Raw genomic sequence first — 24,735 nt, forward strand, 5'->3', positions numbered from 1 at the left:
TTGCCTGTGAATCAGTCGCAGGGTGATCGAATAAAAAAATAATCTCATATTGTCCTCATTAAATTGGTGATGACGATATGAAACCTATCGAAATTTTCAAAATTGGTACACATACAGCCACAAATGGTCAGACATTACCGTTTGATAAAACCATGCTTGCCGATGCGGTATCAGCTTACCAGCCCGATCTACATGAGGCCCCCATTGTTGTTGGGCATCCTAAAGACAACCATCCCGCATTTGGCTGGATTGACCATTTAGAGCTTACCGATGACGGCGTGGTATTGGCGCACCCCAAACAGGTTGATGCTGATTTTGCTGAATTGGTCAAAGAGGGCAAGTATAAGAAGCGTTCAGCGTCATGGTACTTGCCAGACAGCCCCGCAAATCCCACACCAGGTAAATTGTATTTACGTCATGTCGGTTTCTTGGGTGCGGTGCCACCAGCCTTAAAGGGATTGGGTGATGTGCAGTTCAGTGAGGATGAGCAGGGCGTTGTAGAGTTTGCCGATGTTTCACCCTACACCTTTACAACCGTTAGCCGTATTTTCCGCCGTTTACGTGAGTGGCTTATTTCTGAAAAAGACATAAGTACAGCCGATCAGCTTATCCCTGATTATGAGATTCGGGATATTGAGGATCAGGCCAGTCGGATGATTCAGGACAATATTCAATCAACAAAATCAACTATTCAGCCATTTTCGTTTAGCGAGGACGATATGACACAGCAGGAAACCAAAGACCAGACCATTGCACGTTTGAAGCAAGAACTTGCCGATGCAAAGCAAACTGGCAACGCCGATTTTAGCGAGCAGCAGACGGCGCTAAAACAGCGTGAGCAACAAATTGCAAAGCGTGAAATCGGCTTGCAGATTGATGCGTTGATTAAGGACGGCAAGGTTTTGCCTGCCAATAAAGCGGGGCTGGTTGAGTTCATGGCAAGCCTTGATGATGGCGACCATGTTATTGAGTTTGGTGAGGGTGACAAGGCGGTTAAGCAGTCACCACGCCAGTTCATGACGGATTTTCTGGCAAACCAGCCGAAAGTTATCGAGTTTGGCGAGGTTTCAGGATCAGACGGCGGTGGCAGCAATACCAGCCTGAATCCGCAGGAACTGGGCAAAAAAGCACAGGCATATCACCAAAAAGAAGCGGCAGCAGGCAACCATATTTCATTCAGTGAAGCGGTGGCAGCAGTTCAGGCAGGTAAGGAGTAAACAAATGTTTGCAAATGAGGGTTTAGTAAAAACGTTTATTGCTGGCGGTTCAATTTCAGAATATCGGATTGTCAAATTCGGTACAGATGACCGCATTGCATTGCAGGCAACGGCGGCGCTGGAAAAGTTTGCAGGGGTAGCGGGGTTGCCTAAAGGCACATCAGCAGTTACAGGCGATTCAATTGACGTTATCAAGTCTGGTGTCGCCAACATTCTTTATGGCGGCGCTGTCACGGTAGGGGATTTTCTCACCTCAGATGATGAGGGTCGTGCTGTGGTTGCCGCAGATGGTGACAGCCTGATTGGTGTCGCACAGATTACGGGTATTGAGGGTGATCTTGGCGCCGTACAAATTCAATTCGGCACACATTACATTGCCGCCGTTGGTCCATAATTTAGGGGAATAAAATGACAGCTAATACTGCAAAAACAGCGCCGTTTCCATTTGACGCGGTTCAAACAGGGATCACCCTTGCATACCGCAATAATAACTTTATTAGCGATAATGTGATGCCGCGTGTACCTGTTGGAACTAAAGAGTTTACATGGAATGAATACAGCACTGGTGAGCGTTTCACTGTGCCTGAAACCCTTGTTGGACGTAAGGGGCAACCAAACGAGCTTGAGTTTGGTTATGAGCAAAAGGAATCTTCAGTCAAGGATTATGGTCTTGATGATGTTATTCCGAATGATGACATTACCCAGGCAGCAAATAGTGGCATTAATTACAGTCCAGTGGGACATGCCACTGAAGCATTGACCGACCTGATCCTGCTGGACAGAGAAAGACGCGTGTCAAACATTGTATTCAATGAAGATACCTATGCTACTGGCTTTAAAGAGACTTTATCGGGTACAGATCAGTGGTCAGACTATGACAACAGTAAGCCGCGTGAGCAGCTACTTGAGGCACTGGACAAGCCAATATTGCGCCCAAACATTTTAGTTTTGGGTCAAACCACATGGACCAAGATGCGCCAAAACCCAACATTGGTGTCATCTATTTTAGGGAATAGTGGGCAACAGGGCACAATTACTAAAGAGCAACTTGCTGAACTTCTTGAAATTGAGGAGGTGATTGTAGGTCAGGGCTGGGTCAATGTTGCCAAGCCAAATGCCAACCCAACATTGGTGCGTATATGGGGCAACCATGCAGCGCTACTGCACCGCAACCGCTTGGCAAACACACAGCGCGGCGCAACTTTTGGCTTTACTGCGCAATTCCAGAACCGTGTAGCAGGGCAAATACCTGAGCCTAAAGTCGGTTTACGCGGTGGCATGCGTGTACGTGTCGGTGAGTCTGTGCGCGAGTTGGTTGTTGCCAATGAGCTTGGCTATTTCTTCAAAAATGCAGTAGCAGGCTAAACGGGCCATTCCCTTGTCACGGTTATTTTGTGGCAAGGACTTTTTATATTCCCATGTGAGAGACAAGATGACTAAAGCAATTGCACTAGGCCTAATGACCGCCTTTATTGGCACTAAAACTGTATTGGCAACACCAATGAACCGAGAGGATTACGATAACTATCGTGGACTGCCTGTAACACCATTGGTGGAATCTGATGGCTATCTGGTTGAGTATACTGATGGTGGTAAATCCAATCACCCTAACCATAAAGGCTTTATTTCATGGTCGCCAAAAAGTGTATTTGAAAATGCCTATCGACAAAATGGGGCGCTTACTTTTGGTGATGCAATTTATGCCTTAAAGCAGGGTAAAAAAGTCACTCGTTCTGGTTGGGATGGTGGAAATCAGTACGTTGTTGCTCAGGCACAAACTACAAGCACCGATGCCTCTAAAATTTGGAATCCACACAATAAAGCACACGCTGAAAAACTTGGTGGCAGTATTGACGTTGCACCTTATTGCACCCTTAAAACAGCACAAGATACTTTAGCGATGGGCTGGACACCAGATACGAGTGATTTATTTGCTGAGGATTGGGTAATTTTAGAATAAAAGGTCTTTTATTGCTAAACAGAGTCGCAGGGTGCGGCTCTTTTTATTTATGCCTATGCTGATTTGGTCTTTTATGGAGATTGAATCAATGACTAAGGCAGTAACAGAGCAAGAATTGGTAGAAAAGGCAGTCGCACCGCGTGTAACAAAAGCCAATATTGAGGCTTTAATGCAACGTGTGACATATACCATTGAGCAGCAACCAGGTGGAACCACCTCAACATTTGTGCATGCTTTTCTGGATGGCAAGTTTTTCTTGGCTACAGGCTTTAGCGCATGTGTTAATGCCGAAAACTTCAATGCTGATATTGGTGAGCGTTTAGCCCGTAGTAATGCGGAAAAACATGCCGAAAATAAATTGTGGGAGCTTGAGGGCTACCGTTTATTTGCATCAGCAGCCCTTGAGCAAGCCAACAAGGGGTAAATAGTATGCCTTACTGCACCCTTAATGACCTTATCAAGCGATTTAGTGAGTCTGAAATTAATGATTTGCTGGATCGTGACTCAGACGGCCTGCATGAATCAGAAACACTGGATATGACCATTGCCGATGCGGATGGGTTGATTGATGGATTTTTAGGGGTGCGGTACAAGGTGCCAATTAGTCCAGTTAATTCGCCTAAATCATACGGCGTGATGCGCCTGTTTAGTTGCGATATTACCCGCTATCTGTTGTGGGATGACAATGCACCGCAAGAAATTAAAGACCGTTATGACGCGGCAATAGCCAGATTAAAAGACTATGCCAAAGGCCTGATGGTATTACCAGATGCAAACCCTGCACCACAAAACCCGTCAGGCGGTGTTGACTTCATTGCCAATGAGCGCGTGTTTACCCAAGACACTTTAAAGGGTTTTTAGGATGAAAACCTATTTTGACCTGTCCGATGAGGCTGAGAAAAAACTCAATAAGATAATGCAGTTTGTTGAGGGCAGTCAGCGGCAGCTACTCAACATTATTGGCAGCGTTTTAACTCAGGAAATCAATGTTTGTTTCGTCAGTGCGCGTGATCCTTGGGGCACGGCGTGGAAACCTTTAAAAGTCAGGAAAGGGCAGCCGCTAAGGGATAAAGGACACTTAAAAGCCTCAATTAATTATCAGGTCTATCCTGATTATGTTGAAATTGGATCGGGTGTTGGGGCTGGAACTAACCTTAAATACGCGCCGTATCACCAGTTTGGCTTTAGCCGCAATGTTGAAGCCCACACCAAGGATATTTATTTCAAGCTGAACCGTGACGGCACTGTAGGCCACAGGTTTGTAAAAAAATCCAAGTCAGATTTTGCCCAGAGCGTAAATGTTAAGGCCCATACCATTGTTGTTTCTGCACGGCCATTCCTGCCAATCAATCAGGAAAAGCAGGTTGTTATGCCGCAGTCATGGAACCAGGCAATTATTCACAATATCAGGAATTTTATTGAGGGTGGCTTATGAGCTTTTTTATCCATATAGAAAATGCCATTACTAAACGTTTGCGTGACAACGTGGCGGACATGCAGCCGATCCCGAAAGTCTATCAAAGCCGCGATTTAGCCAACATTCAGGATAAGTCGCAGGGTGAACTTAGTATTTTCGTTGCGTATAACGGAATCATCAGTATCGAGCATGCTGCGCCAACAATTCACCATATTGGTGTGATTACACATGAGTTTCTGGTCTGGGTTGTGGCAAAGAGCGCTAAAAATCACGGTACGCAGGCAGGAACGAGAGAGCTTGCAGACCCAGTGCTGGAAAAAGTGGTTTGTTTGTTGATGGGGTGCAAGTTGGCTAGAGACTTGGAACCCCTGAGACTGGTAGCCAACAGCATGAGTCCAGCGTATAGCGATAACAGTTACGGATATTTTCCATTGACTTTCCACCAGCGTAAACAAGTACGCGGCGGTGTATGAGGATTTAAATTATGTCTATGCAAGCAGGCGATTTTGCGTACATTGGTGTTGGTAAGGTTCATTTAAAGCGCAAATGTGCCAATGAACCAATGCTACACATCGGCAACGTTTCGGCGCTGTCTTTTGGTGTGTCTGAGGACGTGAAAGAGCAAAAGGACTACACCGCCCCAGGTGGAGGAACCACAGCAGAGTCACGCCGTATCACGGCGGTTGAAGTCAGCATGACCTTACTTGATCTGGACAAGGACAATATTGCCCGTGCTTTCCTTGGCAGCGCGTCCAATGTTCCAGTTTTAACAGTAACAAACGAGCCACACCTTGCATTTTTAGGCGGTCTTATTCCTACCGATCATCCAATTGATGAAACCGAAACAGTAACGGTTAAAATCGGGGCAACCACGATTGCGGCAGAGGGCAATTACACTGTTAGTTCTGGGGGTATCACCATTGATCCAGATGCAGAGGATATTACTGATGAGGATAATATAACGATCAGTTATACAAACCTTGAGTATGGCAATGTCGAGGGTATCACCCAAACGGCGCAGGAATATGAGCTATTTTTTGAGGGTCTGAACGAGGCGAAATCTGGTAGTCCTGTAAATGTCCGTGCCTACAAAGTCAAGTTTGGTCCAACTACGGCCTTGAACCTGATCAATGATGACTTTGCATCATTTGAGGTTAAGGGCAAGTTATTGCGCGATAACTGTAAGAAAGGCAAGGACATTTCCAAATACTTCAAGGTACAGATCGTTAAGCCTAGTACCGTTGACTGCTGCGATGAGGATAACCAATCGGGGGAGTAATTCCCCCTCATGGCATTAGCTGTGATGGGGCGACCAATATTTGTGAACTTCCAAATGATCCAGACGGCACAGCATCAAATACTATTAGTGCGGTAATTTTAAATGGTGTGAGATACCCACTTGATGAAGATACTGGAGATTTTAACTTACCAGAAAATACTATTTTGATTAATTATGATAGGAGGGAAAAGCCTAATGAGGGTGGGGGAAATCATTGGGGGTATTATATAGAGGTATTAAACATTTCAGCTATTGATATGCGTGTTGAATTTGATGGATACCAGGATTTAGCGGATGAATATTGGGATGGTTCACAGAATGAAAACCCTACATTACTGATTGATGATGCGAAAGCAACTTTCTGTTTAACCCCCTCAACTCCATAAGGTCGCAGGGTGATGCGCCTAAACAGGGGCACTAATATCTAACCGTTATCAACTCATAAAGGTTATACCCATGCAAGGCAATACTACAGGTTTGGAAATTCTGGAAGAAATTGAAAAGGCGGTTGAGACCCGCATCGGCAATTTTACAATTATGCCAGTGCCGATGAGGAACTTTAAACGTTTTACCACGCTTGTTGCGCCGTTATATGAGGATTTAATGGCTGTGTTTGATGGTCAGGGCGATATTGTAAAAATCATTGAGCAGCATGAACCTGCGTTGGTTGAATTGCTTTCGTTATGTAGTGAGTTCAACCAGGATCATTATAATGATGATAAGTTCTATCCTGATGATTTTAGCGCATTGATTTTGGGTTTGGTTGAGGTAAACATGGATTTTTTCGTCCAGAACCTGTTGCCAAAAATCACTCAGCAGGGCAACGGCTTAGTGGGCAAACTGAAACAGATGATGGGCAAGATTGGTCAGACTCAATCCAGTGCCTTGTTAGCAACGGACACCACATCGAAAGTATCTTAAATTACACTCTCAAACAGTTTTACTGTGCTGTTTCGGCTTGTGTGAGACGTGAGAAGATCAGGTATAAACAAGATATTGTTGCTTTTAGGATCGCACAGTATGAGTCAGATGCTTTTAAAAAGGCCATGCGAGAACTAGATTAGTCGCACCCTGACCACAAGCCATATTCCCAATAAATTAGACCTCATTGATTGAGGTCTTTTTTATGCTTTGGACTTATGGATGTGACTGGCAAACGCCAATTGTTGAACGGCTGGAGTGGAAAACTGACGTGATTACCGCATACAACGGCAGCGAACAACGGATTGCGGTGCGACAGTATCCGCGCCGTAGTGTTGAATTTGCTTTTTTAGTCGATGGTGATCAACAGCGCCGATTGCTTGAGGCAAGGTTATGGTCCAACGGAGCAAAGTCTTGGGATGTACCTGTGTTTCCCGATACAGTCTACTCCACGCAGGCATCACTGGCAGGGTCAAACACAATCCATGTTGATACGGCGTATTGTGATTTTGCTGTGGGCAACAAGGTTATGCTTAAGTCAGCGTGTACGGATCATTATTTGCTTGCTGAGATTGCCAATGTATACAGCAATGCCATTGTATTAACCACAGCCCTTGCCGATGACTGGGACGTGGAAACCGCAGTTATTCCTGTGCGCCCTGGTTATTTAAATCCTAACCAGCAGATCACAAGATTTACGGGTGATGACATTTATGACGTTATCCAGTTTGAATTTGATGACGTAACCACAATACCGCCAGAAGTCCCTGCACTTTACCGCAATTTCCCAGTCGTGGGAATTGGATCGGATTGGCAGCAGGACTTAACCCTACAGTACCAGCGTAAAATGCAGGTGGTGGATTTTGGCGGCAATATTTACCGTGATGATGAGACAGGGCAGCCTGCATTAGTTCATAGCCATTACTGGGTACTGGATAGCAGGGAAAAGATTCATCAGTTTAAGCAGTTTCTCTTTGCACGGCGTGGCCGTTTAACTGTTTGCTGGTTGCCAAGCTTCCTAAATGACTTTCAGATCGTTGGCCCAGTTTCAGCAGGATCATATCAGGTCAATGTTGAATACTCAGGCTACCTGCAACTTTACCAATTTAAGAAGAACCGCAGGGACATTCGCATAGAGCTACAGGACGGCACGGTTTTATATCGCCGTATTGTGAACTGTGTTGAAGCCAGCAGTGAAGTGGAGCAACTCACACTGGATCAGCCAATACCTCAAAATATTGCCGTTGATGACGTGCTAAGGATCAGTTTCATGTCATTGAGCAGGCTTGACGCTGATAATGTCGAGCTTGCCTATCATTTTCCTGATTATGTAAATGTAAACGCAATATGGCGGAGTACCAATGATGACCTATGACACAAGAGAAAACAGCTTGCAATCTGGTGAACCAATAGAGCTTTACCAGTTCACCTATGGGAATAACATTTATCGCTTTACCAGCGCACAGACAGCGGTGTCAGCAGTGGGCCATACGTGGCAACCAGCCTATCTTAAGCGCAGCAGCCTAGACTACAGTGCGGAGAAAAGCCGCAGTAACCTAAAGATTGACACCAACAGGCAGTTTGAGATTGCTGACCTGTACATGATCATGCCACCGTCAGATGTGGTTTTATTGACTGTATTCCGCCTGCACGCTGGCGATGGTGATTATGCAATTATCTGGTCTGGCCGTGTGATGGGTGTCGATTTTGCTGGATCAACAGCCACCATGACCTGTGAACCGATCACCACCAGTTTAAAGCGCACTGGTTTACGGCGTTTATACCAGCGCACCTGTCCGCATGTGTTGTATGGTAATGCCTGTAAGGTCAACAAGGCCAGCTTTATGCTGACGGCCGCACTGACCACTGTATATGGAACTGCACTGGGCTGTAGTGCGTTTGGTCTATACCCTAACGGATTCTTTGCTGGCGGTTATATCGAGTTTGAGTATAACGGTGTGGTTGAGCGCCGTTTTATTACAGGGCATACAGGCACACAGATCACCATCAATGTGCCGCTCATGGGGCTTGAATCTGGCAGTTCTGTCAGGGTTTATGCTGGGTGCGACCATACTAAACAAACTTGTAGTGACAAGTTTAATAACCTGCTGAACTATGGCGGCTTCCCATATATTCCACAGAAAAATCCATTTGGGAATAATGGAATCTATTAACCCTGCATGGGTCGCACCCTGACGAAACACTATTTTTAAACCAATGTAGACATTATTTTCATTGAGCAAGATCATGTCTACAACTGGCGTTTCTTTTAAAATTGGTACTGATAACACTGAAGCCAAGCAAGCGATAAAAGAGTTTCGTGACGAGTTCAAGGCTTTGCGGAATGAACTTAAAACGGCTGTAACTGATATTAAAATTAAGTTTTTGGCTGATGCAGCAGGTTTGCACAGTGAAATCTCTACAATTAAAAATCAGATTAAAAGTCAGATCGGGCTAGTCGAAGTTGATGTAAAAGTTAAAGCCGACAATGCATCTATTGCCGCAAGCGCCGCACATATTAAAAGCCAGTTACGAACAGCGCTGGGGTCCGTTGATATTGCGCTGAATGTTTCAGCGAATCAAACTGCACTCAATGCCGACCTGTTGCTGATCAGAAACCGTGTTAATGCCTATTTTGCAACTGGTGTTGCTGTTCGTATTGTACCTACGTTGACAGCAGCAGATTCAGCCGCCACTAGGGTGCGACTGCAAGGTTTGGTAAATCATTCATACCAGGCGAAAGTCGGTATTAACTTAGCTTATTTAAATAGTCAGATTGCTTTGGCGCGTACGATGCTTGCAAGTCTTGGTTCAGGTTTAAATATCAATATTGATGCGACAGCTAGCAATTTGATTCATGCTCTGAATGAGTTAAAAGCTGAGGTTATCCGTTTAAGAACGGCCATGTCATCAGGAGGCGGTGGCGGACTTGGCGGTGGTGCAGGGGCTAATGCTGGAGTATTGGCGGGGTTAAGCAAGCAATTGGCGGGATTATTTGCAGGATACATTGGTCTGACTGGTGCTGTAGCCGCATTCAACAAAACGATAAGCGCACAGCGTGAATTTGATATTCTCAATGCACAATTGGAAACTGCCACTAAATCTACTGAAAATGCCAAGATAGCCTTTGCAGCACTACAGGATTTTGCCAAAAAAACGCCCTATGACTTAAAACAGGCGGTTGATGGCTTTACTAAACTTGTCAATTTAGGTTTAACCCCATCGGAACGTGCCTTGATGAGCTATGGGAATACCGCAGCATCAATGGGTAAAGACCTTATGCAGTTTATTGAAGCTGTTGCTGATGCCTCAACAAGTGAATTTGAGCGCCTAAAAGAGTTCGGCATAAAAGCAAAGCAAGAGGGCGATAAGGTCTCACTGACGTTTCAGGGTGTGACCAAGACCATTGGCAATAATGCTAAAGAGATTGAAGAATATTTAATAAAAATTGGTGAGAACGAGTTTGCTGGAGCGATGGCAAAGCGTGTCGATACGCTTGATGGTGCAATTGCAGGGCTAAAAGACAACTGGAATATGTTGTTTTTAGAAATTAGTAAATCAGGTGTGGGCGATTTAGTAAAAGAAAGTGTAAAAGAGGCAAGCGATGAGGTAGAGGACTTTACTGATTTATTAAGATCAGGTGCAATACAATCGGCATTAAAAGGAATATCTTCAACATTTTCTATTTTTAGTGATGGCGCGATTTCGGATTTAAGTGATATTGGCACTTCTTTCTCTGATCTTAGTAAGCACATGATCGAGACATGGAAAAGCACAATTTCCGAACTAAACACGATAGGAAACACATGGACTACTGTAAAAGCACTTGCTCAAAAGGCAGGTGTCAATGTTGCAGCAGGGGTTGATATAGTTTCAGACCCTTTTAATAGACGTACCACCAATCAACAAAAAGAAGACAACAGAAAAGGGTTATTGTCTGCAATTGATGAGGAGGCCTTAAATAATTGGGATGGTGTAAGCAAAGGTTTTGATGAGGCAGAAAAAAAACGTAAAGCATATCAAGCAAAGTTGGAGGCTGATCGGAAAAAAGAGCAAGAGGATAGATTGGCCCAGTTCAAGCTTAAACAAGATGAATCCACACCAAAATTTGACGATAAAGAGGCCAAGAAAAAAGCGGATAAGGAAAAGAGCCAGTTCGAACAATTATCAAGTGCTAAATACGAGTATGAGAAAAAATTAATTGATCAGCAACTTAAAGATAATGAGCAGCTATATAAAGATCAGCAGATTAACTTTGTTGATTATACTGATACAAAATCTGATTTAAACCAAAAACTTTATAACCTTGAAACAAATTACCTTTCGCAATTGGCTGCAAAGTCAGATCAGCATGAGCGAAGCTTAATTGCGTATAAATTAAAAAATGTAAACATTGAAGCAGCAGCAAGACAAAATGCAATGCTGCAAGAATTTAATGAATATATGAAAGATTTAGAGAAACGCAAACAAGCTATATTAGATATTATTGATGATAATAATATTGATATTAATGCTGATGATTTGGAAAAATCATTATGGCAGGTAACCAAAACATTTAAGAAAACAAAAGATCAAATTGATGAATTAAGAAAAGCACTAGGTGAAAAGCTGGCAGTTGATTTTACTCTGCCAAGCGGTGTTGTAGTTAAATTAAGCCATGACTTAATTAATGACTTACAAAAACAAGTTGATCAGCAAGAAATTAATGTTAAAGCTAAAATTAAATTAGATAATAAAGCAAATAAAATTCAAAAAGAAGTTGATCAGACTATAGGTGAAAACGATTATTTCCAAAGATACGGTGATATTCAAGCGAATATGAACCCAATGCGGCGACCACAGATTGAGGAAGAACAGCGAAAAATTAAACTAGCAACGATTGAGCAATTAAAACAGAAACTCATTGAACTGCAATCACTAGAAAATTCGGGTGTAGAGGGCATTACTGAAAAAGTCCAGAATTTGAATATAGCAATTAAAGATTTAGAAGCGACAAGTTTGACATCGTTTGAATCTTTCAGAAATGATTTGGCAACAACAGCTATTGAGGCGGCCAAAAGTGGTCTTTCGAACTTCTTTATGGATATGGTGAGCGGTACAAAATCTGTAAAAGATGGTCTGAAAGATATGGCTCGTTCATTTATTACCGCAATCACTCAAATGGTTACTCAAGCTTTAGCTTCTTACGCCGTGATTTCTTTCTTAAATTTTGTGCCTGGTGGAACGGCAGTTTTGGCTGCGATGGATGCATCGGCTAGACTGCAAAAGGGAGTAGCGGTAATACAAACAGGCACGGCTGTAGCAGAGGGTGTTAAGGCAAAAGAGAATCATGGTGGTGGTGTTTCAGGCATTGATGGTAAAGATAGGGTTTTAAACAGTCTTGCAGACATTAAACCCAATGAGGTTTTAACTGTTTTAGAGAAAGGCGAGGAAGTTTTAAGAGAAGATGATCCGCGTCATATCAACAATTTTAATATGAACGATCATCTTGCAAAGCTCATGCCCCGTTCAGCAAATACGTTTTATGCACTGACGAATCCCGACAGCGACTTTATGCAAACAGTGAATAATATTGATATGAGACCGCAAGCTACAGCTAATAATAATGGTGGTCAGAGCGTAGTTACAAAAGTGATTAATGTATTCACAGAAGAACAAGCGATGGAGCATTTGGCATCGTCAGCAGGTGAGCGTGTTCAATTAAATACAATTCAGCGTAATATCGGAGCGATTAAGCAAATGCTGGCAGATGATTAAAGTAGATTTTTTAAGCGCCCCGATGTATTTTTATGTTGGGGCGTTTTATTTACTGGGGATGTAATGGCGTTGATAAACTGTAAAGAATGTGGGGCGCAAGTTAGTACGCAGGCAAAAGCTTGCCCTAGTTGTGGTATTAAAATTAAGAAAAACATTTCTTTGGGCGCTTTCTTGGTTATTATAATACTCTCAATTCTTGTTTTTCGAGCTTGTTCAGATGACACTCCTGTTAAAAAAGCTGGAGATGTTATGTCATCACAAGAAGAACCACGTAATAATGAAGAAAAACTAGACGTACAGATATTGGCTAAGCGTTTGATAAAAAATTCTGCCAAAGACCCTGAATCAGTTGAATTTAGAAATATTACATCAAACTTTACTGAGAAATTTGGTAATGTAGCTTGTGGTGAGTTTAATGCTAAAAATGGATTTGGCGGCTACAATGGGTTTAAAAGATTCATTGCGAATGATAAAACTCTATTTGTTGATGGTGAAAATAATACGAATATTCCATTTGATAAAATGTGGATAGATGCTTGCTAACTAATAAAAAATTATTAAGCTAATAAACCAATTTGTACGCTATCTACTTTTTTAAATAGCTTACAAATAGGCGCTGGGATTTTTGAAAAACACTCATTAACACACCCTTTAAAATAAAGTTTTGGTGTGTAATGAAATTCTTTTAAAAGTTTATGAATTTGTTTCTCTAAATCCCATATATAACCAGCTTCACCTTTAATTTCGTATAAAATTTCATAATCATAAGGGAATTTATTTTTATCTTTATATCTATCAGCAACTCCCGATCTTGCTATGCCAACCTTAAAAAATTCCTCTTCATCTTTAAGGCAGCGAATAAGATAAATATGACTCATTCCATCATATTTATTACATATTTTTAGATAATCTTTTCTAATTAATGGTGATAATAGGCCACATTTAGGGCAGCCATGACCAGCTAAAAGGTTGCCAATCTTTTGTTTATATTTTCCATGTTCATAACATATAACTTCAATAAAACTATTTTGATTGCGATATTGATTTATATCAAAAAATAGCCTATCTCCATGTAAAATATTAAGCCTGTTAAGTAGTTCTACTTTTGGTATTCTGTGGCTTTTAGCTTTATTCTGGTTGCCACAACTAGGGCATCCAGCCCCTTGTTGATGATTGTTTGCATTTTGATAAAAATAGCCATGTATTTTACAACCTATAATAACTTCTTTATTTTTTCCTTTATAATCCACTTGATCATATAAGTATTTATCACCATGTACAGAAATAAAACACTCTATTGCATCGGTGTTTTTTTTCTTTTGTGAAAACGCCCTCTTTAATAATCCACATTTTGGACAACCAATACCACTTAAATGTGTATTAGTTGATTGTTTAAAAACCCCATGTGTTTTACACAATATGTTAAGTTTTTGTTTATTGTTTTTATATTCTTTAATGTTTGAATATTCATATTTATTATTGTGAATTTTATTAAATTCGATTATTAAATTTTCAAGCTCCCATTTTTGTTTTTCACTACACTTTGCACAACCTTGTCCACCTAGATGACTATTAGGTGTTTGTTCAAATAACCCATGAGTTTTACAAATAATTTTAATTTTTTGTTTTGATGAGATATAAAGAGTATCGGAATAATCATATTTATCTCCATGTATTTTTATAGCTTTTTCTACAAAGTCATTTTGAGTTAATGGCTTCATTTTCTTTCACCATCATAGCAAGGTAGTATAAAATTATACTACCTTTTGAATTTAATTTTGGGTTATTTACTTTTTAGACAAACGATTTGATTTTCTCTGTCTCTTAATTTTAAAGAGTCACAGCTACTCTGTAGATAAAAGAGGGTGTCAGCCTGTTTAGCTAAAGATTCCAGCAACCAGCCGATATTGCATATCGCATCTTCCGATACCTCCTCATGGCTATGGGCAAGTAACTCACCGATTGCGCTAATACCATACATTAAAGGAGCACTGGCGTTTTCAGCAGCTCGATTGATTTTTTCCAGCAGCGCTGTTTCATCTTGATCTAGACATTTACCCTCTGATGCTTTAATGTAAATGCTTACAGGGATTTCGGGTAACAGGTCTTTTAGGTCTAATATTTTGTTGCTTTGATTTTTAGGTGGTATATTACTCATGTCAATTTTCCTTTCCTTTGGAAGTTGATATAAACCCGCTTCTGATTAGCCGTCTAAGCGGGTTTGCTTTTTCAAGTATTATTGTCTTGATGTGACAATTATATATGGCATACTTAAATAATGCAATATATAAGTATGTTAATGTATAAAAATATTACAACATTTTTATGTTATTATTCTTAAAGATTGATTTTTAGAGAATCCATAATGGTTAAAAACAATATTGAAAATTTGCGAGAAAAGGCAGGGGTGACAGTTTATGAGCTTGCAAAAAGATGTGGTTTTATTAGTGTTGGTAGGGTATTGGGTAAAAAAATAAGTGATGCGGAAGATGGGAAAAACATTACTATTGAATCAGCGCTAATTATCTACAATGAGTTAAAAAAAGCTGGCGTATGCGAAAATTTTGAAGAAGTTTTCTGGCTTGATGATAAAAATAATAACCAATAGTTCAGTCACTAATGACTTCCGCACAGGTCGCTTTTCCAGTCGCAGGGTGAAAAAGACAATAAAAATATTAAGATGAATCTATCTTGATATTGGGATTTAGAAAATGAAAAGCCTGTATGACGACAAGTTGCTATGTGTTCAGCAAATGGCTGAGCGAGTCACACCAGATGAGTTCAAAGCATTTCATGCTTTGGTTGTCCAGTCTATTCAAGATGGCCTAAGTTATGAGCAGTTTGCTGTGAATTTAATGGATAAAGGTGTACATGGATTGCTTTCGCATGTGGACCGTGCACACCCTTAACGTTATCTGAGTTTTTTAAGCAACTCGTTTACAATGTCGTTTTTTACACGTAAGGGATCAAGTCCTGTTGAGAGAATGACACTACAGTAAGGGCAAAGATAAGATATACCGTAAAAGTTTCCTGCTGGCGCATTAACGTTAATTTCCTGGGCATTAACATGAGTTACCAAGCGATCACATGATGGGCATTTTCCTGTACTCATAAAGCTTTCCTTTTTATATTGATTTGAAAGTCTTTTTTATCATTAAAAAATAATAAATTCTAGTCGCACCCTGACGCCAATCTTATAACAACCTAAATTCATACCAATACTCATAATGGGGCTTGGTATGAATCTATTTAAGGAAATTGTCTTTTTTCCGCTTACTGTTACGGCGGCATTTCTCAATATTGTTTCTGCTTTATCACCAAAGCCACCTACGCCTAAACCCGCTGATATTACTGACTTTGACGCTCCAACAGCAGACGAGGGGCGGCCTATACCTGTTGTTTTTGGAACGGTAAAAATTAAAGGCCCTAACGTTCTTTGGTATGGCGGCCTGACCATTGAGTCAATCACCAAGAAAGGGGGCAAAAAATGATAGTCACATACGCAGATATTAAGCACAAAGATGTAGATTTTTGCAGTAAAGGCGCAAGGGCTTGGTTTAGGCGCTACAACCTGAATTACCTGCATTTTGTTGGGAATGGCATTGATGCCGAGGTGTTGCTTGCGACCAATGACCCTTTTGCAATCCGTGCCGTTGAACAGGCAAAAAAACGTTTGGCAGGGGAAGTAAATGGGGAGTCGTAAAAAGACACAGACGGTTGGCTACCGTTACGGCCTGACCGTCCACATGGGTGTCTGTTATGGTCCCGTTGACCAGGTGCAAAAGATTCTTGCCGATGATCGGGACGCCTACACCTCAACTGTCACCAGTACCCAAACAGTGAATATCAATAAGGGTGATCTTTTTGGCGGTGACGAGAAAGAGGGCGGTTTACGCGGCCAGATGCACATTCAGATGGGTGATTCCATACAGACACCAAGCCCATTACTCACGGCGCAGCTTGGCACGAATATTCCCGCATTTCGTGGGGTTTTGGGTTTTGTGTACAAGGGCATTATGTCTGCCAATAACCCTTATTTAAAGCCGTTCAGCTTTATTGTGCGCCGTGTTCTGAGTGGCTGGCAAAATGGCCTGTGGTATTCATCAAAGGCCCTGATTAATGGCCGTGATGCAAACCCCGCCCATATTGTGTATGAGTGCCTGACTAATAGTGATTGGGGGATGTGTTATCCCACTGCATCCATTGATGACGCCAATTTTAGGCAGGTTGCCGATGTGCTGTATAACGAGGGTTTTGGGCTTTCGTTGATCTGGGCACAGCAAAGCACGCTTGAGTCATTCCTAGCGATCATTTTTAACCATATTGCAGGTTCATTAAATATCGACCCGCGCACGGGACTGTATCAGATCAAGCTGGTTCGCCAAGACTATGATCCTAATTCACTCCCAGTATTCGACCAGGACAGCATTGTAGAACTGGTCAGCTATCAACGTGCGGGCTGGGGTGAACTGGTTGGCGAGGTGACGGTTAAATTTACCGATCCAGTGACATTCGAGGAAACCGCAACCACTGTGCAGAATTTGGCAACAATTCAGGCGCAGGAGGGCGTTATCCCGCAGGTGATCAGCTTTACGGGTATTACCAGCGCAGAACTGGCGTCACGGGTCGCACAGCGGGAACTGATTGCCCGTAGCTCACCACTGGCAAAGGTAAAAATCAAGGTAAAGCGCAAGGCGTGGAACCAACTGCCAAACGATGTGTTTAAGTTTTCATGGCCCAAGCTGGGTATTACGGCAATGGTGATGCGGGTCGCAAGTGTTGATACGGGTTCGCTGGATTCTGGTGTGATCACCATTGAGGCGTTGGAGGATGTCTTTGGCATGCCAGCCAATAGTTATGTCGGACAGCAGGGCAATGAATGGGAGAATCCGCTACAGCCACCAGCCGCAGCGCCGTACCGTTTATTCAGGGAAGTAACTTTTCTTGAGATGGTCAGGACCCTAAGCCCTGCCGACCTTTCCTATATTGATCCTGATGACGGTTTTCCGATCATGTACGCCAGCCGCCCAGGTGCGGGCTATTACGATTACACCCTGCGCATTGACGGCGCTGATGTAGATCAGGGCGACCATTGCGCCGTTGCGGTTGTATCTGATGGACTAGACAAGGAGGAATTTACCACACTGATACTTAGCGTAAATGATTCAAGCCAAGTCACGGTAGGTGAATATGCGGCCATTAATGATGAATACGTCCGCATTGATAGTTTTAATGATCTGACGGGTGAGATCACCCTTGCACGGGGCGTTATTGACACAGTACCCCATGAACATCCAGCCAATAGCGTCCTGTTCTTTGGTGATGGTGCAAATACGGTAGATCAAACAGCATCACCAATAGGTGCTTTCCTGCAAGCCAAGGTTATTACACGTACGGGCATGGGTACACTTGACCCTGTGATGGCACCTACTGACACACTGATGATTCAGGCACGCCATAACAAGCCATATCCGCCTGCAAAATTCCGTATCAATGGGGAGTATCTACCCGAAAACACAACAGGGCCAATAACGATAATCTGGAATGGGCGCAACAGGATAATTCAGGACCGAAACATTCTGGATCAGACGGAGGCATCACTCATGCCAGAGGACGGGACCACATATACCATCAGGATTTTTGACCAAGCCAACGTGCTATGTCGCACCCTGACAGGCCTCACTGGAACCAGCTATACATACCCACTAGATGATGAAGTGTCAGACTGTGGTGGTATGCAGACCCATATCACTGTTCAACTGTTTAGTGTGCGGGATGGAATTGAGTCATACCAATACCATGAGCATCGTTTTGGGCGCGAATATGAATATGATCTTGGGTATGGGTTCAATTTCGGTGGAAGTTGGGGAAATTAAATGAGTGAGTCATTAAACAACATTGGTTTAACTGGCAGTTTTAGCGTTGGCAGTGTGGGTTGGGGTGGGCCAATGAATAATAACATTGCCTTGATTGACGCTCTATTACAACCAAGAGCGATAAACATTACCAATTCTGTACCAGGTAGCCCTGCCAATGGCAATCTATACATTGTTGGCGGTTCGCCGTCAGGTGACTTTGCAGGCAAGGCGAAAAACCTAGCCGTATTCGTTGGTGAATGGGTTTTTATCAGCCCTAAAGCGGGTTTTCAGGTGTACCTGATCAGTGAGAACGTAAACTATATTTTTGATGGCACAAACTGGAATGTTTTGCCAAGTCAGGGGGAAACAGGCCCCAAGGGTGATCAAGGCGATCAAGGACCGCAAGGAGACAGGGGCGAAAAAGGGGAACCTGGTCAGGATGCGACACCCACAGATGTACTATCAACAACCCTTACTGGGCTTGAGTCCTTGTCTGTCACTGGCAGTGTAATTGAGTCAGATACGATTTTAAGGGCAATCGCAAAACTAAGGGCGCAAATTTCAATGATAACCGCGCCGCCTGATTATGGGGATGTTCACGACATAGGTGGCGAGGGTTATTACCCATTTTCTCAGTCTGATGGGACGCTATATACAGATACTCAAAACATAGTCATTCCTGCTGGTTTTTACCGCATTGCAGCAAGTGGCATTTTGAATATTGTCTCTTCAAATACGGGGGATACCTCTGTAACAAGGACTCTGACAGGTGAATTGCTTATTGAGGGCAAAGGAAATGGTGATCTTTTTGGTGGGACACAGGTAGATAGCAGATCATTCGGGATAGCACCCACTAGTTCCACAGGTGCCCAAGGGTGGACTGATGTAGACACTATTCAGCAAAGGGCGCTTAAGTATTTATTCTCAACAGCGCCGCAGATTGCAAAGGGGGCAAATGGACTCCCTGGGCACACTGGCGGAAAATCTGGCACTGTCGTTATAAGTAACATTATTCATTTTGTTGAACCAACAGAATTAACCCTAAAAATCGGCAAACACTATGACAACGGCTATTTTGATATGGCAACCGCAGGGACTGGCTTTGTCTGGATCAGGGAGGTTATACCAGAATGAATCCCATAATTCGTGGTGATACATGGAACCTCACGCTTGAGTATCGGGACAGGTGCAATCGGCTGATTGACCTGACAGATACGGAAGTCACAGCCAGTGTTGAGCTACCTGACCAAACATGGTCCCAAAACATCAATGTCGTGGTGCTGGATCAGGCGATAAACAAGGGTAAGGCCCTCATCAGTGCCGACACGGAAAGCTGGCGCGTGGGTGAAATGCGCCTAAAGGTTACACGTACTAAATTTGGCGTTAAAAAAAGCAGTATTGCAAAAATTAAAGTGATCGAGGGCTAAATGGATAAACTGATTATAAGTGAAACCCCTATTCATATTGCAAAAGAAACCATTGTGCATGAGATTGCATGGGGCGGCGTCACTGGCAATATTGTTGATCAAGATGATTTAAACACTGTTTTAGACTCATTTGTAGATGACTTGAATAATCTGACTGAAGAAGTTGAAACCAAGGCAAGTGCGGCCGCAGTGGTTCAAGCCCTCACAACTAAAGCTGATCTCATAGACGGTGTTATCCCAGCGTCACAGTTGCCAAGCTATGTTGATGATGTGCTTGTCTATCCAACTTGGGCTGATTTTCCTGTGGTTGGTGAAGCAGGCAAGATTTACGTCACTGAAGATACAAATAAAACGTATCGTTGGTCAGGATCGGGCTATGTGGTGATTGCGGATGGTGTGGCGTTGGGTGAAACAGCTACAACAGCTTATCGTGGAGATCGCGGTAAAGCTGCTTATGATCATTCTTTATCGCAAGGCAATCCGCACAATGCAACAACCAGCGATATTCCAGAGGGCAATAAACTTTATTTTACTGAGAATCGGGTACGTCAAAGTACACTAACTGGATTGCCATCAGTTGTAGCCTCCCCAATTGTTGAAACTGATATATTTCTAAATGGATTTGCAAAATTACAAGCCCAGATAGATAAACTTTCAGTTAAGTGGGTTTCGATAGAAGCAATTAGCGAGTGGGTCAATCCAAACTTATCTATAGCATCAACAGATCACGGTTTAAGATTTGCAGTTATTGGTGGTGTGTTATTTGTTGCAGGGCTTTTTTATCTTGGGGGTTCAGATTATAATCTTTGTCGATTAAAGCCTGAATATAAAATGTACAATGCAGCAGGGGTAAATGGTCAAAATGCAGTAGAGTCTGTTAAATGTGTAACAAATACAGGATTAGCAGCAAATAGTTTTTTTACACAATGTCCTAGCGGCAATAGTATAACGACCATTGCTTCGACATATACAAATATACAATACCTACGCACATCTCGTTTAAGCGATACGATGCTTGTAAATGGATTTCTAGGGAAACTAATCCATTACAATTAAGTTAATGAAGTCCATTCGCAGGGTGACGGAAACGTTGCCCTTTTTTATTGTCTCATAAACGATTGGGGCTTTAAAAATGCAAGAGAACGCTATTCCTTGGGTACTAAAAATATTTCCAGCCATTATTGGGGCGATCCTTGCTCTTGTATTAAGCGGTGATATTGATAAGGACGGGAAAATCCAAGTTACACCTGGTGTTATCACCAAGTTTGTTTGTAGTGTCACAGTCAGCCTGTACGGCGGATCAGCATTTATTGAACACTATGGATTTTTAACCACATCAACCATGTTTCAAGGCTTCATCATGCTGGTGTTTGCTGTGTTTGGACTATTGGTTATTGGTATTGCATATCAGTCTATAGCTCTAATGAAAGGCAAAAAACCATCAGAAATTATTGCAGAGGTTAAATCTGCATTTGTGGCAATTATCAGTGGTAAAGGCGGTGAACAATGAGCTTTAAGAATCTACAGAAAGCGCTGGGTCTTGATGATGATGGTGTTGTTGGCCGTGCCACTTTAACAGCCCTATTTAAAAGACTTGGTGCATCACAAACCCGTGCTGATGAATTGGCACTTGCGGCAAATGTACACATGCGTACATATCGAATTTTAGATAATGAGTTGCGTTTTGCGCATTTTATTGCTCAATTGGCGCATGAGTCAGGCGGCTTTAAGTATATGGAGGAAATCGCAAGCGGATCAGCTTACGAGTATCGTTCAGATTTAGGTAATACGCAAAAAGGAGATGGTACACGTTACAAGGGACGTGGACCAATTCAACTTACTGGGCGTGCGAATTATCGAAAGTACGGTCAATCACTTGGACTGGACTTTGAAAACAATCCTCAGATTGTTGCCTTACCGAGTATTGGCATGCTGGTCGCATGCAAATATTGGGCTGATAATGGATTAAATGAGCTTGCTGATAAAGATGACGTGCTTGCCATTACACGTAAAATCAATGGAGGGGTAAATGGGCTGGGTGATCGTAAAGCCAAGCTTGAGATAATTAAAAACCTATTGGGAAAGAATTAATTTATTATTGCGAGCGCTCACTTTTAAATCAGGTCGTGAGCGCATTAGCTTTGTGTCTATTCTTTGTTTAGTTGACAAATAGAGAAATTAGCCATAAATCTTGGTTGACAAACATTAAATTTAGCCTGAAAAGCTCACTATTAAGATTCAATAGTGAGCTTTTAAATTTTGCATTAAGAACATCATCAGCTTACTGTACCGATTACAGGGATTAAGCGCGGACCTGCTGATCTTGCTTTGCTAATAATTTCTAGCAACTCATCATAAGTCAGTTCAAATTTATCTGAGCTATCAAATACATATTCTAAATTTTTACCCTCAAGCTCAGGCGGAATAGGTGGTACAAAACGTTTTGGAATCAGTAGCTGAGTTAATTGCTCATTCGATAATTTAAATAAATGCATATCTTTATCCTTTAACGTTTTTTCTTGGGATGTTTTACAATCTCAGCATGCTCATATTGTGCAAATTCATCATAGCCAGTGTCTTGGTTAAAGTCATTTCCTGAGTCTTGGAAATCCTCTATATAGTGATCCTGTGCAAAATTGTCATTAGGTAAATCATGATTCTCAATCGGTATTGATTTAGTGCCCATAGTTATGCGCTCTTGATTAAGTTACGAAATCAAGTTAAGCATAATTAACAATCAAATTTAATCTGAATTTACATAAAATAGATCAAATAATAAACAAACAGTGTAAATAATCATTAAATTCGAAAATATATTTAAAATTAATTCAAAAAAATAAAGTTTAAAATTTAGTGCAACAATGGAGTAAATTAAAATATTAACTTGTTGAATTTTAAAATAAAAAAAGGCACTCGAAAGTGCCAAAGGGGTAAGGATAAAATCTATTAACGATGTTTGTACCAGCCACGGTGCTTGCCATTGTCATGACGATAGTTATAGCGTGAGTTGTAGTAGCGGCGGTCATTGTACGAACGGCGGTTGTCATAACGACGGTCATAGCGTTCCTCTTCGGCACGATCCTGCCCCACTTTTTGACCTAATGCCGCACCACCAGCTGCACCTAGTGCAGCACCGATATAACCGCCATTGGTTCCACCCATGTTACGGCCTACGGTATAACCACCAGCACCACCTAGACCACCACCAATTGCGGCTTCAGTACGGTCACGCTTATTGCTGGATGCTGCGGCCCCACCTGCGCCACCAAGCGCAGAACCAATCATGGCACCTGTTTGTCCGCCAAGCTGTTGACCAATCGCGGTGCCCACCACACTGCCAAGTGCAGAGGTTGCCGCAACCCGTGTTGTATTGTCAGCATGGGCAACAGACACCATTGAAGTGGTTGCAAGGATAACGCTACATAACCAGATATTCGATTTCATGGGAAAACTCCTTGTCCTTTGTTTTGGGACAGCATTTTTTTACTTGAGACCAATTTAGCAGGACATTTGAGTGAAAATGTGGAGCAGCTCCCCATGTGTACGATGTTTTAATGAGGGTTTTGTATATGTTGTATTGCAGATGGAGGGAATATGAATAAATTATAAAAATAAAGAATGAATGTTCAGCGAACAGCGGTGAACAGCTTAATCGAGTACAATAAAGTGATTTCGCTTAGGATGCTTTTATGCTGCTGGAAAAAATTTTGCAATCTCAAGGCTTTGGTTCACGTAAATATTGCCAGCAGTTGATTAGGAATGGTTCTGTCCTTATTGAAAATCAGGTTTGTGACAATCCCAAACAGAACTTTAATACGGATGATCTTAATTTCATTGTTTTTGGTGAACCATACCAATATAGGGAAAATGTCTATATTGCCTTAAATAAACCACAGGATTATGAATGTTCGCATCAGGCGACACATCACCAAAGCGTATTTAGCCTATTGCCTGAAATCCTGATTCATCGTGGTGTGCAATGTGTGGGGCGCTTGGATCAGGATACGACAGGATTGCTATTATTAACGGATGATGGTCAGTATCTACAGTCACTGACGCATCCCAGAAAGCATGTACCCAAGATTTATCATGTCACCACAGCCGATCCAGTGACTCCTGAACAAATTCAGGCTCTGGAGCAGGGTGTTGAGCTTCGTAATGAAAAAGGGATTTTCGCTGCAACAGATGTGCAGTTAATTTCCGCGAACCAGCTTTCCATGACGGTTCATCAGGGTGTATATCATCAGGTTAAGCGTATGCTTGCCGCTGTAGGCAACAAGGTTGACGCATTGCATCGTCATCAAATTGGGCAGCTTGAACTACCTGATTTAGCGGAGGGTGGGTGGATGTACTTAACTTCTTCGCAAAAACAGTTAAGTCAAAATATTGTGCTAGATGAATAATTATTTTAAAAAACAGTGGAAAGTCTTGAACTCATCGTCCCGAATAAAGCCCATCTGCTCATAAAGACGGTGGGACTGGTAATTGTTCTTTTGTGTTTCGAGGCTGATACGCTGGGCATTTTCATGACGGGCGAAGAGAATGGCGGTATCAATCAATTGTTTCGCTGAACCTTGTTTGCGGAAAGATGGCGTCACATAAACATCGTCTAAAATGTAGTAAGTTTCACAGGCAACAGAGGAAAAGGCGAGATAAAGCATAACAAAGCCTGTAAACACATCATCCTTAACATGGATAAAAATGACACTGTCTTTATTGTCGAAACGATGTTTGAGAAATTGATAGGATTGTTCAATATTTGATGATGCGCCATAGAACTGACGGTATTCGTCAAACAGGACAGCAAGTTGATGAAGATCTTCTTTTGTGGCTCGCTTAACAATCATCCTGACCTATCCTTAAGCTTATCGTTCTATTTGGAATCACAGGATAGCGAAA

The 24,735-nt window shown here is 42.2% G+C and carries 33 protein-coding genes; 26 read left to right on the forward strand and 7 right to left on the reverse strand.

The annotated features are described in order from the left end of the window. Nucleotides 1-77: 77 nt before the first annotated feature. The 15 genes from QLH32_RS17540 (at nucleotide 78) to QLH32_RS17610 (ending at nucleotide 13,094) form a co-directional block, all read left to right on the forward strand. A complete protein-coding gene (locus tag QLH32_RS17540) occupies nucleotides 78-1,217 on the forward strand; it encodes a hypothetical protein (RefSeq protein ID WP_283267323.1) in 1,140 nt (379 codons plus the stop codon). 4 nt (nucleotides 1,218-1,221) lie between these two features. Further along, complete coding sequence (locus tag QLH32_RS17545) at nucleotides 1,222-1,611, forward strand: capsid cement protein (RefSeq protein WP_283267324.1); 390 nt, start codon at nucleotides 1,222-1,224, stop codon at nucleotides 1,609-1,611. 14 nt (nucleotides 1,612-1,625) lie between these two features. Continuing rightward, nucleotides 1,626-2,582 carry a hypothetical protein gene (locus QLH32_RS17550; protein WP_283267325.1) on the forward strand — a complete coding sequence of 319 codons (957 nt, stop codon included), beginning with the start codon at nucleotides 1,626-1,628 and terminating at the stop codon, nucleotides 2,580-2,582. A 67-nt stretch (nucleotides 2,583-2,649) separates the two neighbouring features. After that, nucleotides 2,650-3,177, forward strand: coding sequence for a DUF2829 domain-containing protein (locus QLH32_RS17555; protein ID WP_283267326.1), 528 nt, complete (start codon nucleotides 2,650-2,652; stop codon nucleotides 3,175-3,177). Nucleotides 3,178-3,265: 88 nt separating this feature from the next. Beyond that, a complete protein-coding gene (locus tag QLH32_RS17560; RefSeq protein WP_283267327.1) occupies nucleotides 3,266-3,601 on the forward strand; it encodes a Gp49 family protein in 336 nt (111 codons plus the stop codon). Nucleotides 3,602-3,606: 5 nt separating this feature from the next. Then, nucleotides 3,607-4,038, forward strand: coding sequence for a gp436 family protein (locus QLH32_RS17565; protein WP_283267329.1), 432 nt, complete (start codon nucleotides 3,607-3,609; stop codon nucleotides 4,036-4,038). A gap of 1 nt (nucleotide 4,039) precedes the next feature. After that, the gene (locus tag QLH32_RS17570) at nucleotides 4,040-4,612 is read left to right on the forward strand and encodes a phage virion morphogenesis family protein (protein WP_283267330.1); all 573 of its coding nucleotides are present in this window, start codon (nucleotides 4,040-4,042) and stop codon (nucleotides 4,610-4,612) included. Beyond that, complete coding sequence (locus QLH32_RS17575) at nucleotides 4,609-5,067, forward strand: phage tail terminator protein (protein WP_283267331.1); 459 nt, start codon at nucleotides 4,609-4,611, stop codon at nucleotides 5,065-5,067. Before QLH32_RS17570 ends, QLH32_RS17575 begins: the two co-directional genes overlap by 4 nt. Before the next feature lie 11 nt (nucleotides 5,068-5,078). After that, on the forward strand, nucleotides 5,079-5,873 hold the full coding sequence (locus tag QLH32_RS17580) for a phage tail tube protein (protein ID WP_283267332.1): 795 nt from the start codon (nucleotides 5,079-5,081) through the stop codon (nucleotides 5,871-5,873). A 107-nt stretch (nucleotides 5,874-5,980) separates the two neighbouring features. After that, on the forward strand, nucleotides 5,981-6,259 hold the full coding sequence (locus tag QLH32_RS17585) for a hypothetical protein (protein ID WP_283267333.1): 279 nt from the start codon (nucleotides 5,981-5,983) through the stop codon (nucleotides 6,257-6,259). Nucleotides 6,260-6,329: 70 nt separating this feature from the next. Next, a complete protein-coding gene (locus tag QLH32_RS17590) occupies nucleotides 6,330-6,794 on the forward strand; it encodes a hypothetical protein (RefSeq protein ID WP_283267335.1) in 465 nt (154 codons plus the stop codon). 205 nt (nucleotides 6,795-6,999) lie between these two features. After that, nucleotides 7,000-8,169 carry a hypothetical protein gene (locus QLH32_RS17595; protein WP_283267336.1) on the forward strand — a complete coding sequence of 390 codons (1,170 nt, stop codon included), beginning with the start codon at nucleotides 7,000-7,002 and terminating at the stop codon, nucleotides 8,167-8,169. After that, nucleotides 8,156-8,968: a phage BR0599 family protein gene (locus tag QLH32_RS17600; RefSeq protein WP_283267337.1), complete on the forward strand. Its 813-nt coding sequence runs from the start codon at nucleotides 8,156-8,158 to the stop codon at nucleotides 8,966-8,968. The genes QLH32_RS17595 and QLH32_RS17600 overlap by 14 nt, the downstream gene beginning before the upstream one ends. Before the next feature lie 73 nt (nucleotides 8,969-9,041). Further along, on the forward strand, nucleotides 9,042-12,551 hold the full coding sequence (locus tag QLH32_RS17605) for a tape measure protein (RefSeq protein ID WP_283267338.1): 3,510 nt from the start codon (nucleotides 9,042-9,044) through the stop codon (nucleotides 12,549-12,551). Nucleotides 12,552-12,614: 63 nt separating this feature from the next. After that, nucleotides 12,615-13,094 carry a zinc ribbon domain-containing protein gene (locus QLH32_RS17610; RefSeq protein WP_283267339.1) on the forward strand — a complete coding sequence of 160 codons (480 nt, stop codon included), beginning with the start codon at nucleotides 12,615-12,617 and terminating at the stop codon, nucleotides 13,092-13,094. Between the two features lie 14 nt (nucleotides 13,095-13,108). Here the strand turns inward: QLH32_RS17610 and QLH32_RS17615 are convergent, their stop codons facing one another. Next, complete coding sequence (locus QLH32_RS17615) at nucleotides 13,109-14,272, reverse strand: DUF723 domain-containing protein (RefSeq protein ID WP_283267340.1); 1,164 nt, start codon at nucleotides 14,270-14,272, stop codon at nucleotides 13,109-13,111. A gap of 62 nt (nucleotides 14,273-14,334) precedes the next feature. Beyond that, on the reverse strand, nucleotides 14,335-14,709 hold the full coding sequence (locus tag QLH32_RS17620; RefSeq protein WP_283267341.1) for a hypothetical protein: 375 nt from the start codon (nucleotides 14,707-14,709) through the stop codon (nucleotides 14,335-14,337). A gap of 207 nt (nucleotides 14,710-14,916) precedes the next feature. Here QLH32_RS17620 and QLH32_RS17625 point away from each other — a divergent pair, with 207 nt between their 5' ends. Both QLH32_RS17625 and QLH32_RS17630 read left to right on the forward strand, forming a co-directional pair. Beyond that, nucleotides 14,917-15,159: a transcriptional regulator gene (locus QLH32_RS17625; RefSeq protein ID WP_432442290.1), complete on the forward strand. Its 243-nt coding sequence runs from the start codon at nucleotides 14,917-14,919 to the stop codon at nucleotides 15,157-15,159. Between the two features lie 103 nt (nucleotides 15,160-15,262). Continuing rightward, nucleotides 15,263-15,460, forward strand: coding sequence for a hypothetical protein (locus QLH32_RS17630; RefSeq protein ID WP_283267342.1), 198 nt, complete (start codon nucleotides 15,263-15,265; stop codon nucleotides 15,458-15,460). Nucleotides 15,461-15,462: 2 nt separating this feature from the next. On the opposite strand, the gene QLH32_RS17635 is transcribed toward QLH32_RS17630, so the two are convergent. Next, nucleotides 15,463-15,663, reverse strand: coding sequence for a hypothetical protein (locus QLH32_RS17635; RefSeq protein WP_283267343.1), 201 nt, complete (start codon nucleotides 15,661-15,663; stop codon nucleotides 15,463-15,465). Nucleotides 15,664-15,790: 127 nt separating this feature from the next. Here QLH32_RS17635 and QLH32_RS17640 point away from each other — a divergent pair, with 127 nt between their 5' ends. From QLH32_RS17640 to QLH32_RS17675, 8 genes are all read left to right on the forward strand, one after another. Next, nucleotides 15,791-16,042 carry a hypothetical protein gene (locus tag QLH32_RS17640; protein WP_283267344.1) on the forward strand — a complete coding sequence of 84 codons (252 nt, stop codon included), beginning with the start codon at nucleotides 15,791-15,793 and terminating at the stop codon, nucleotides 16,040-16,042. Continuing rightward, nucleotides 16,039-16,254, forward strand: a complete 216-nt coding sequence (locus tag QLH32_RS17645; RefSeq protein WP_283267345.1) for a hypothetical protein — start codon at nucleotides 16,039-16,041, stop codon at nucleotides 16,252-16,254. The genes QLH32_RS17640 and QLH32_RS17645 overlap by 4 nt, the downstream gene beginning before the upstream one ends. Further along, a complete protein-coding gene (locus QLH32_RS17650) occupies nucleotides 16,241-18,427 on the forward strand; it encodes a phage tail protein (RefSeq protein ID WP_283267346.1) in 2,187 nt (728 codons plus the stop codon). The genes QLH32_RS17645 and QLH32_RS17650 overlap by 14 nt, the downstream gene beginning before the upstream one ends. Continuing rightward, on the forward strand, nucleotides 18,428-19,543 hold the full coding sequence (locus QLH32_RS17655; RefSeq protein ID WP_283267347.1) for a DUF2793 domain-containing protein: 1,116 nt from the start codon (nucleotides 18,428-18,430) through the stop codon (nucleotides 19,541-19,543). It abuts the gene before it with no gap. Next, entirely contained in the window at nucleotides 19,540-19,836 is a 297-nt protein-coding gene (locus QLH32_RS17660; protein WP_283267348.1) for a hypothetical protein, read from the forward strand. The genes QLH32_RS17655 and QLH32_RS17660 overlap by 4 nt, the downstream gene beginning before the upstream one ends. Beyond that, nucleotides 19,837-20,892 (forward strand): hypothetical protein, encoded by a 1,056-nt coding sequence (locus QLH32_RS17665; RefSeq protein ID WP_283267350.1) that lies wholly within the window; start codon nucleotides 19,837-19,839, stop codon nucleotides 20,890-20,892. A 76-nt stretch (nucleotides 20,893-20,968) separates the two neighbouring features. After that, the gene (locus tag QLH32_RS17670; protein ID WP_283267351.1) at nucleotides 20,969-21,346 is read left to right on the forward strand and encodes a hypothetical protein; all 378 of its coding nucleotides are present in this window, start codon (nucleotides 20,969-20,971) and stop codon (nucleotides 21,344-21,346) included. Continuing rightward, nucleotides 21,343-21,927: a glycoside hydrolase family 19 protein gene (locus QLH32_RS17675; protein WP_283267353.1), complete on the forward strand. Its 585-nt coding sequence runs from the start codon at nucleotides 21,343-21,345 to the stop codon at nucleotides 21,925-21,927. Before QLH32_RS17670 ends, QLH32_RS17675 begins: the two co-directional genes overlap by 4 nt. A gap of 185 nt (nucleotides 21,928-22,112) precedes the next feature. Here the strand turns inward: QLH32_RS17675 and QLH32_RS17680 are convergent, their stop codons facing one another. The 3 genes from QLH32_RS17680 to QLH32_RS17690 all read right to left on the reverse strand — a co-directional run bounded on the left by QLH32_RS17680 (nucleotide 22,113) and on the right by QLH32_RS17690 (nucleotide 23,280). After that, entirely contained in the window at nucleotides 22,113-22,331 is a 219-nt protein-coding gene (locus QLH32_RS17680) for a hypothetical protein (RefSeq protein WP_283267355.1), read from the reverse strand. Nucleotides 22,332-22,342: 11 nt separating this feature from the next. Next, complete coding sequence (locus QLH32_RS17685) at nucleotides 22,343-22,522, reverse strand: hypothetical protein (protein WP_283267356.1); 180 nt, start codon at nucleotides 22,520-22,522, stop codon at nucleotides 22,343-22,345. Nucleotides 22,523-22,782: 260 nt separating this feature from the next. Further along, the gene (locus QLH32_RS17690) at nucleotides 22,783-23,280 is read right to left on the reverse strand and encodes a glycine zipper domain-containing protein (protein ID WP_283267357.1); all 498 of its coding nucleotides are present in this window, start codon (nucleotides 23,278-23,280) and stop codon (nucleotides 22,783-22,785) included. 245 nt (nucleotides 23,281-23,525) lie between these two features. On the opposite strand from QLH32_RS17690, the gene QLH32_RS17695 reads away from it, so the two are divergent. Next, complete coding sequence (locus QLH32_RS17695) at nucleotides 23,526-24,239, forward strand: pseudouridine synthase (RefSeq protein WP_283267358.1); 714 nt, start codon at nucleotides 23,526-23,528, stop codon at nucleotides 24,237-24,239. On the opposite strand, the gene QLH32_RS17700 is transcribed toward QLH32_RS17695, so the two are convergent. Further along, nucleotides 24,240-24,683: a GNAT family N-acetyltransferase gene (locus tag QLH32_RS17700; protein WP_267979053.1), complete on the reverse strand. Its 444-nt coding sequence runs from the start codon at nucleotides 24,681-24,683 to the stop codon at nucleotides 24,240-24,242. Nucleotides 24,684-24,735 lie beyond the last annotated feature (52 nt).

The organism is Acinetobacter corruptisaponis (assembly GCF_030053775.1).
In the GTDB taxonomy this organism is placed as follows: domain Bacteria; phylum Pseudomonadota; class Gammaproteobacteria; order Pseudomonadales; family Moraxellaceae; genus Acinetobacter; species Acinetobacter corruptisaponis.

What these genes read in the sequence shown, in the direction of transcription:
- QLH32_RS17540 (WP_283267323.1), top strand. Translation starts at nt 78, where the DNA reads ATGAAACCTATCGAAATTTTCAAAATTGGTACACATACAGCCACAAAT.
- QLH32_RS17545 (WP_283267324.1), top strand. Translation starts at nt 1,222, where the DNA reads ATGTTTGCAAATGAGGGTTTAGTAAAAACGTTTATTGCTGGCGGTTCA.
- QLH32_RS17550 (WP_283267325.1), top strand. Translation starts at nt 1,626, where the DNA reads ATGACAGCTAATACTGCAAAAACAGCGCCGTTTCCATTTGACGCGGTT.
- QLH32_RS17555 (WP_283267326.1), top strand. Translation starts at nt 2,650, where the DNA reads ATGACTAAAGCAATTGCACTAGGCCTAATGACCGCCTTTATTGGCACT.
- QLH32_RS17560 (WP_283267327.1), top strand. Translation starts at nt 3,266, where the DNA reads ATGACTAAGGCAGTAACAGAGCAAGAATTGGTAGAAAAGGCAGTCGCA.
- QLH32_RS17565 (WP_283267329.1), top strand. Translation starts at nt 3,607, where the DNA reads ATGCCTTACTGCACCCTTAATGACCTTATCAAGCGATTTAGTGAGTCT.
- QLH32_RS17570 (WP_283267330.1), top strand. Translation starts at nt 4,040, where the DNA reads ATGAAAACCTATTTTGACCTGTCCGATGAGGCTGAGAAAAAACTCAAT.
- QLH32_RS17575 (WP_283267331.1), top strand. Translation starts at nt 4,609, where the DNA reads ATGAGCTTTTTTATCCATATAGAAAATGCCATTACTAAACGTTTGCGT.
- QLH32_RS17580 (WP_283267332.1), top strand. Translation starts at nt 5,079, where the DNA reads ATGTCTATGCAAGCAGGCGATTTTGCGTACATTGGTGTTGGTAAGGTT.
- QLH32_RS17590 (WP_283267335.1), top strand. Translation starts at nt 6,330, where the DNA reads ATGCAAGGCAATACTACAGGTTTGGAAATTCTGGAAGAAATTGAAAAG.
- QLH32_RS17595 (WP_283267336.1), top strand. Translation starts at nt 7,000, where the DNA reads ATGCTTTGGACTTATGGATGTGACTGGCAAACGCCAATTGTTGAACGG.
- QLH32_RS17600 (WP_283267337.1), top strand. Translation starts at nt 8,156, where the DNA reads ATGATGACCTATGACACAAGAGAAAACAGCTTGCAATCTGGTGAACCA.
- QLH32_RS17605 (WP_283267338.1), top strand. Translation starts at nt 9,042, where the DNA reads ATGTCTACAACTGGCGTTTCTTTTAAAATTGGTACTGATAACACTGAA.
- QLH32_RS17610 (WP_283267339.1), top strand. Translation starts at nt 12,615, where the DNA reads ATGGCGTTGATAAACTGTAAAGAATGTGGGGCGCAAGTTAGTACGCAG.
- QLH32_RS17615 (WP_283267340.1), bottom strand. Translation starts at nt 14,272, where the DNA reads ATGAAGCCATTAACTCAAAATGACTTTGTAGAAAAAGCTATAAAAATA.
- QLH32_RS17620 (WP_283267341.1), bottom strand. Translation starts at nt 14,709, where the DNA reads ATGAGTAATATACCACCTAAAAATCAAAGCAACAAAATATTAGACCTA.
- QLH32_RS17625 (WP_432442290.1), top strand. Translation starts at nt 14,917, where the DNA reads ATGGTTAAAAACAATATTGAAAATTTGCGAGAAAAGGCAGGGGTGACA.
- QLH32_RS17630 (WP_283267342.1), top strand. Translation starts at nt 15,263, where the DNA reads ATGAAAAGCCTGTATGACGACAAGTTGCTATGTGTTCAGCAAATGGCT.
- QLH32_RS17635 (WP_283267343.1), bottom strand. Translation starts at nt 15,663, where the DNA reads ATGAGTACAGGAAAATGCCCATCATGTGATCGCTTGGTAACTCATGTT.
- QLH32_RS17640 (WP_283267344.1), top strand. Translation starts at nt 15,791, where the DNA reads ATGAATCTATTTAAGGAAATTGTCTTTTTTCCGCTTACTGTTACGGCG.
- QLH32_RS17645 (WP_283267345.1), top strand. Translation starts at nt 16,039, where the DNA reads ATGATAGTCACATACGCAGATATTAAGCACAAAGATGTAGATTTTTGC.
- QLH32_RS17650 (WP_283267346.1), top strand. Translation starts at nt 16,241, where the DNA reads ATGGGGAGTCGTAAAAAGACACAGACGGTTGGCTACCGTTACGGCCTG.
- QLH32_RS17655 (WP_283267347.1), top strand. Translation starts at nt 18,428, where the DNA reads ATGAGTGAGTCATTAAACAACATTGGTTTAACTGGCAGTTTTAGCGTT.
- QLH32_RS17660 (WP_283267348.1), top strand. Translation starts at nt 19,540, where the DNA reads ATGAATCCCATAATTCGTGGTGATACATGGAACCTCACGCTTGAGTAT.
- QLH32_RS17665 (WP_283267350.1), top strand. Translation starts at nt 19,837, where the DNA reads ATGGATAAACTGATTATAAGTGAAACCCCTATTCATATTGCAAAAGAA.
- QLH32_RS17670 (WP_283267351.1), top strand. Translation starts at nt 20,969, where the DNA reads ATGCAAGAGAACGCTATTCCTTGGGTACTAAAAATATTTCCAGCCATT.
- QLH32_RS17675 (WP_283267353.1), top strand. Translation starts at nt 21,343, where the DNA reads ATGAGCTTTAAGAATCTACAGAAAGCGCTGGGTCTTGATGATGATGGT.
- QLH32_RS17680 (WP_283267355.1), bottom strand. Translation starts at nt 22,331, where the DNA reads ATGCATTTATTTAAATTATCGAATGAGCAATTAACTCAGCTACTGATT.
- QLH32_RS17685 (WP_283267356.1), bottom strand. Translation starts at nt 22,522, where the DNA reads ATGGGCACTAAATCAATACCGATTGAGAATCATGATTTACCTAATGAC.
- QLH32_RS17690 (WP_283267357.1), bottom strand. Translation starts at nt 23,280, where the DNA reads ATGAAATCGAATATCTGGTTATGTAGCGTTATCCTTGCAACCACTTCA.
- QLH32_RS17695 (WP_283267358.1), top strand. Translation starts at nt 23,526, where the DNA reads ATGCTGCTGGAAAAAATTTTGCAATCTCAAGGCTTTGGTTCACGTAAA.
- QLH32_RS17700 (WP_267979053.1), bottom strand. Translation starts at nt 24,683, where the DNA reads ATGATTGTTAAGCGAGCCACAAAAGAAGATCTTCATCAACTTGCTGTC.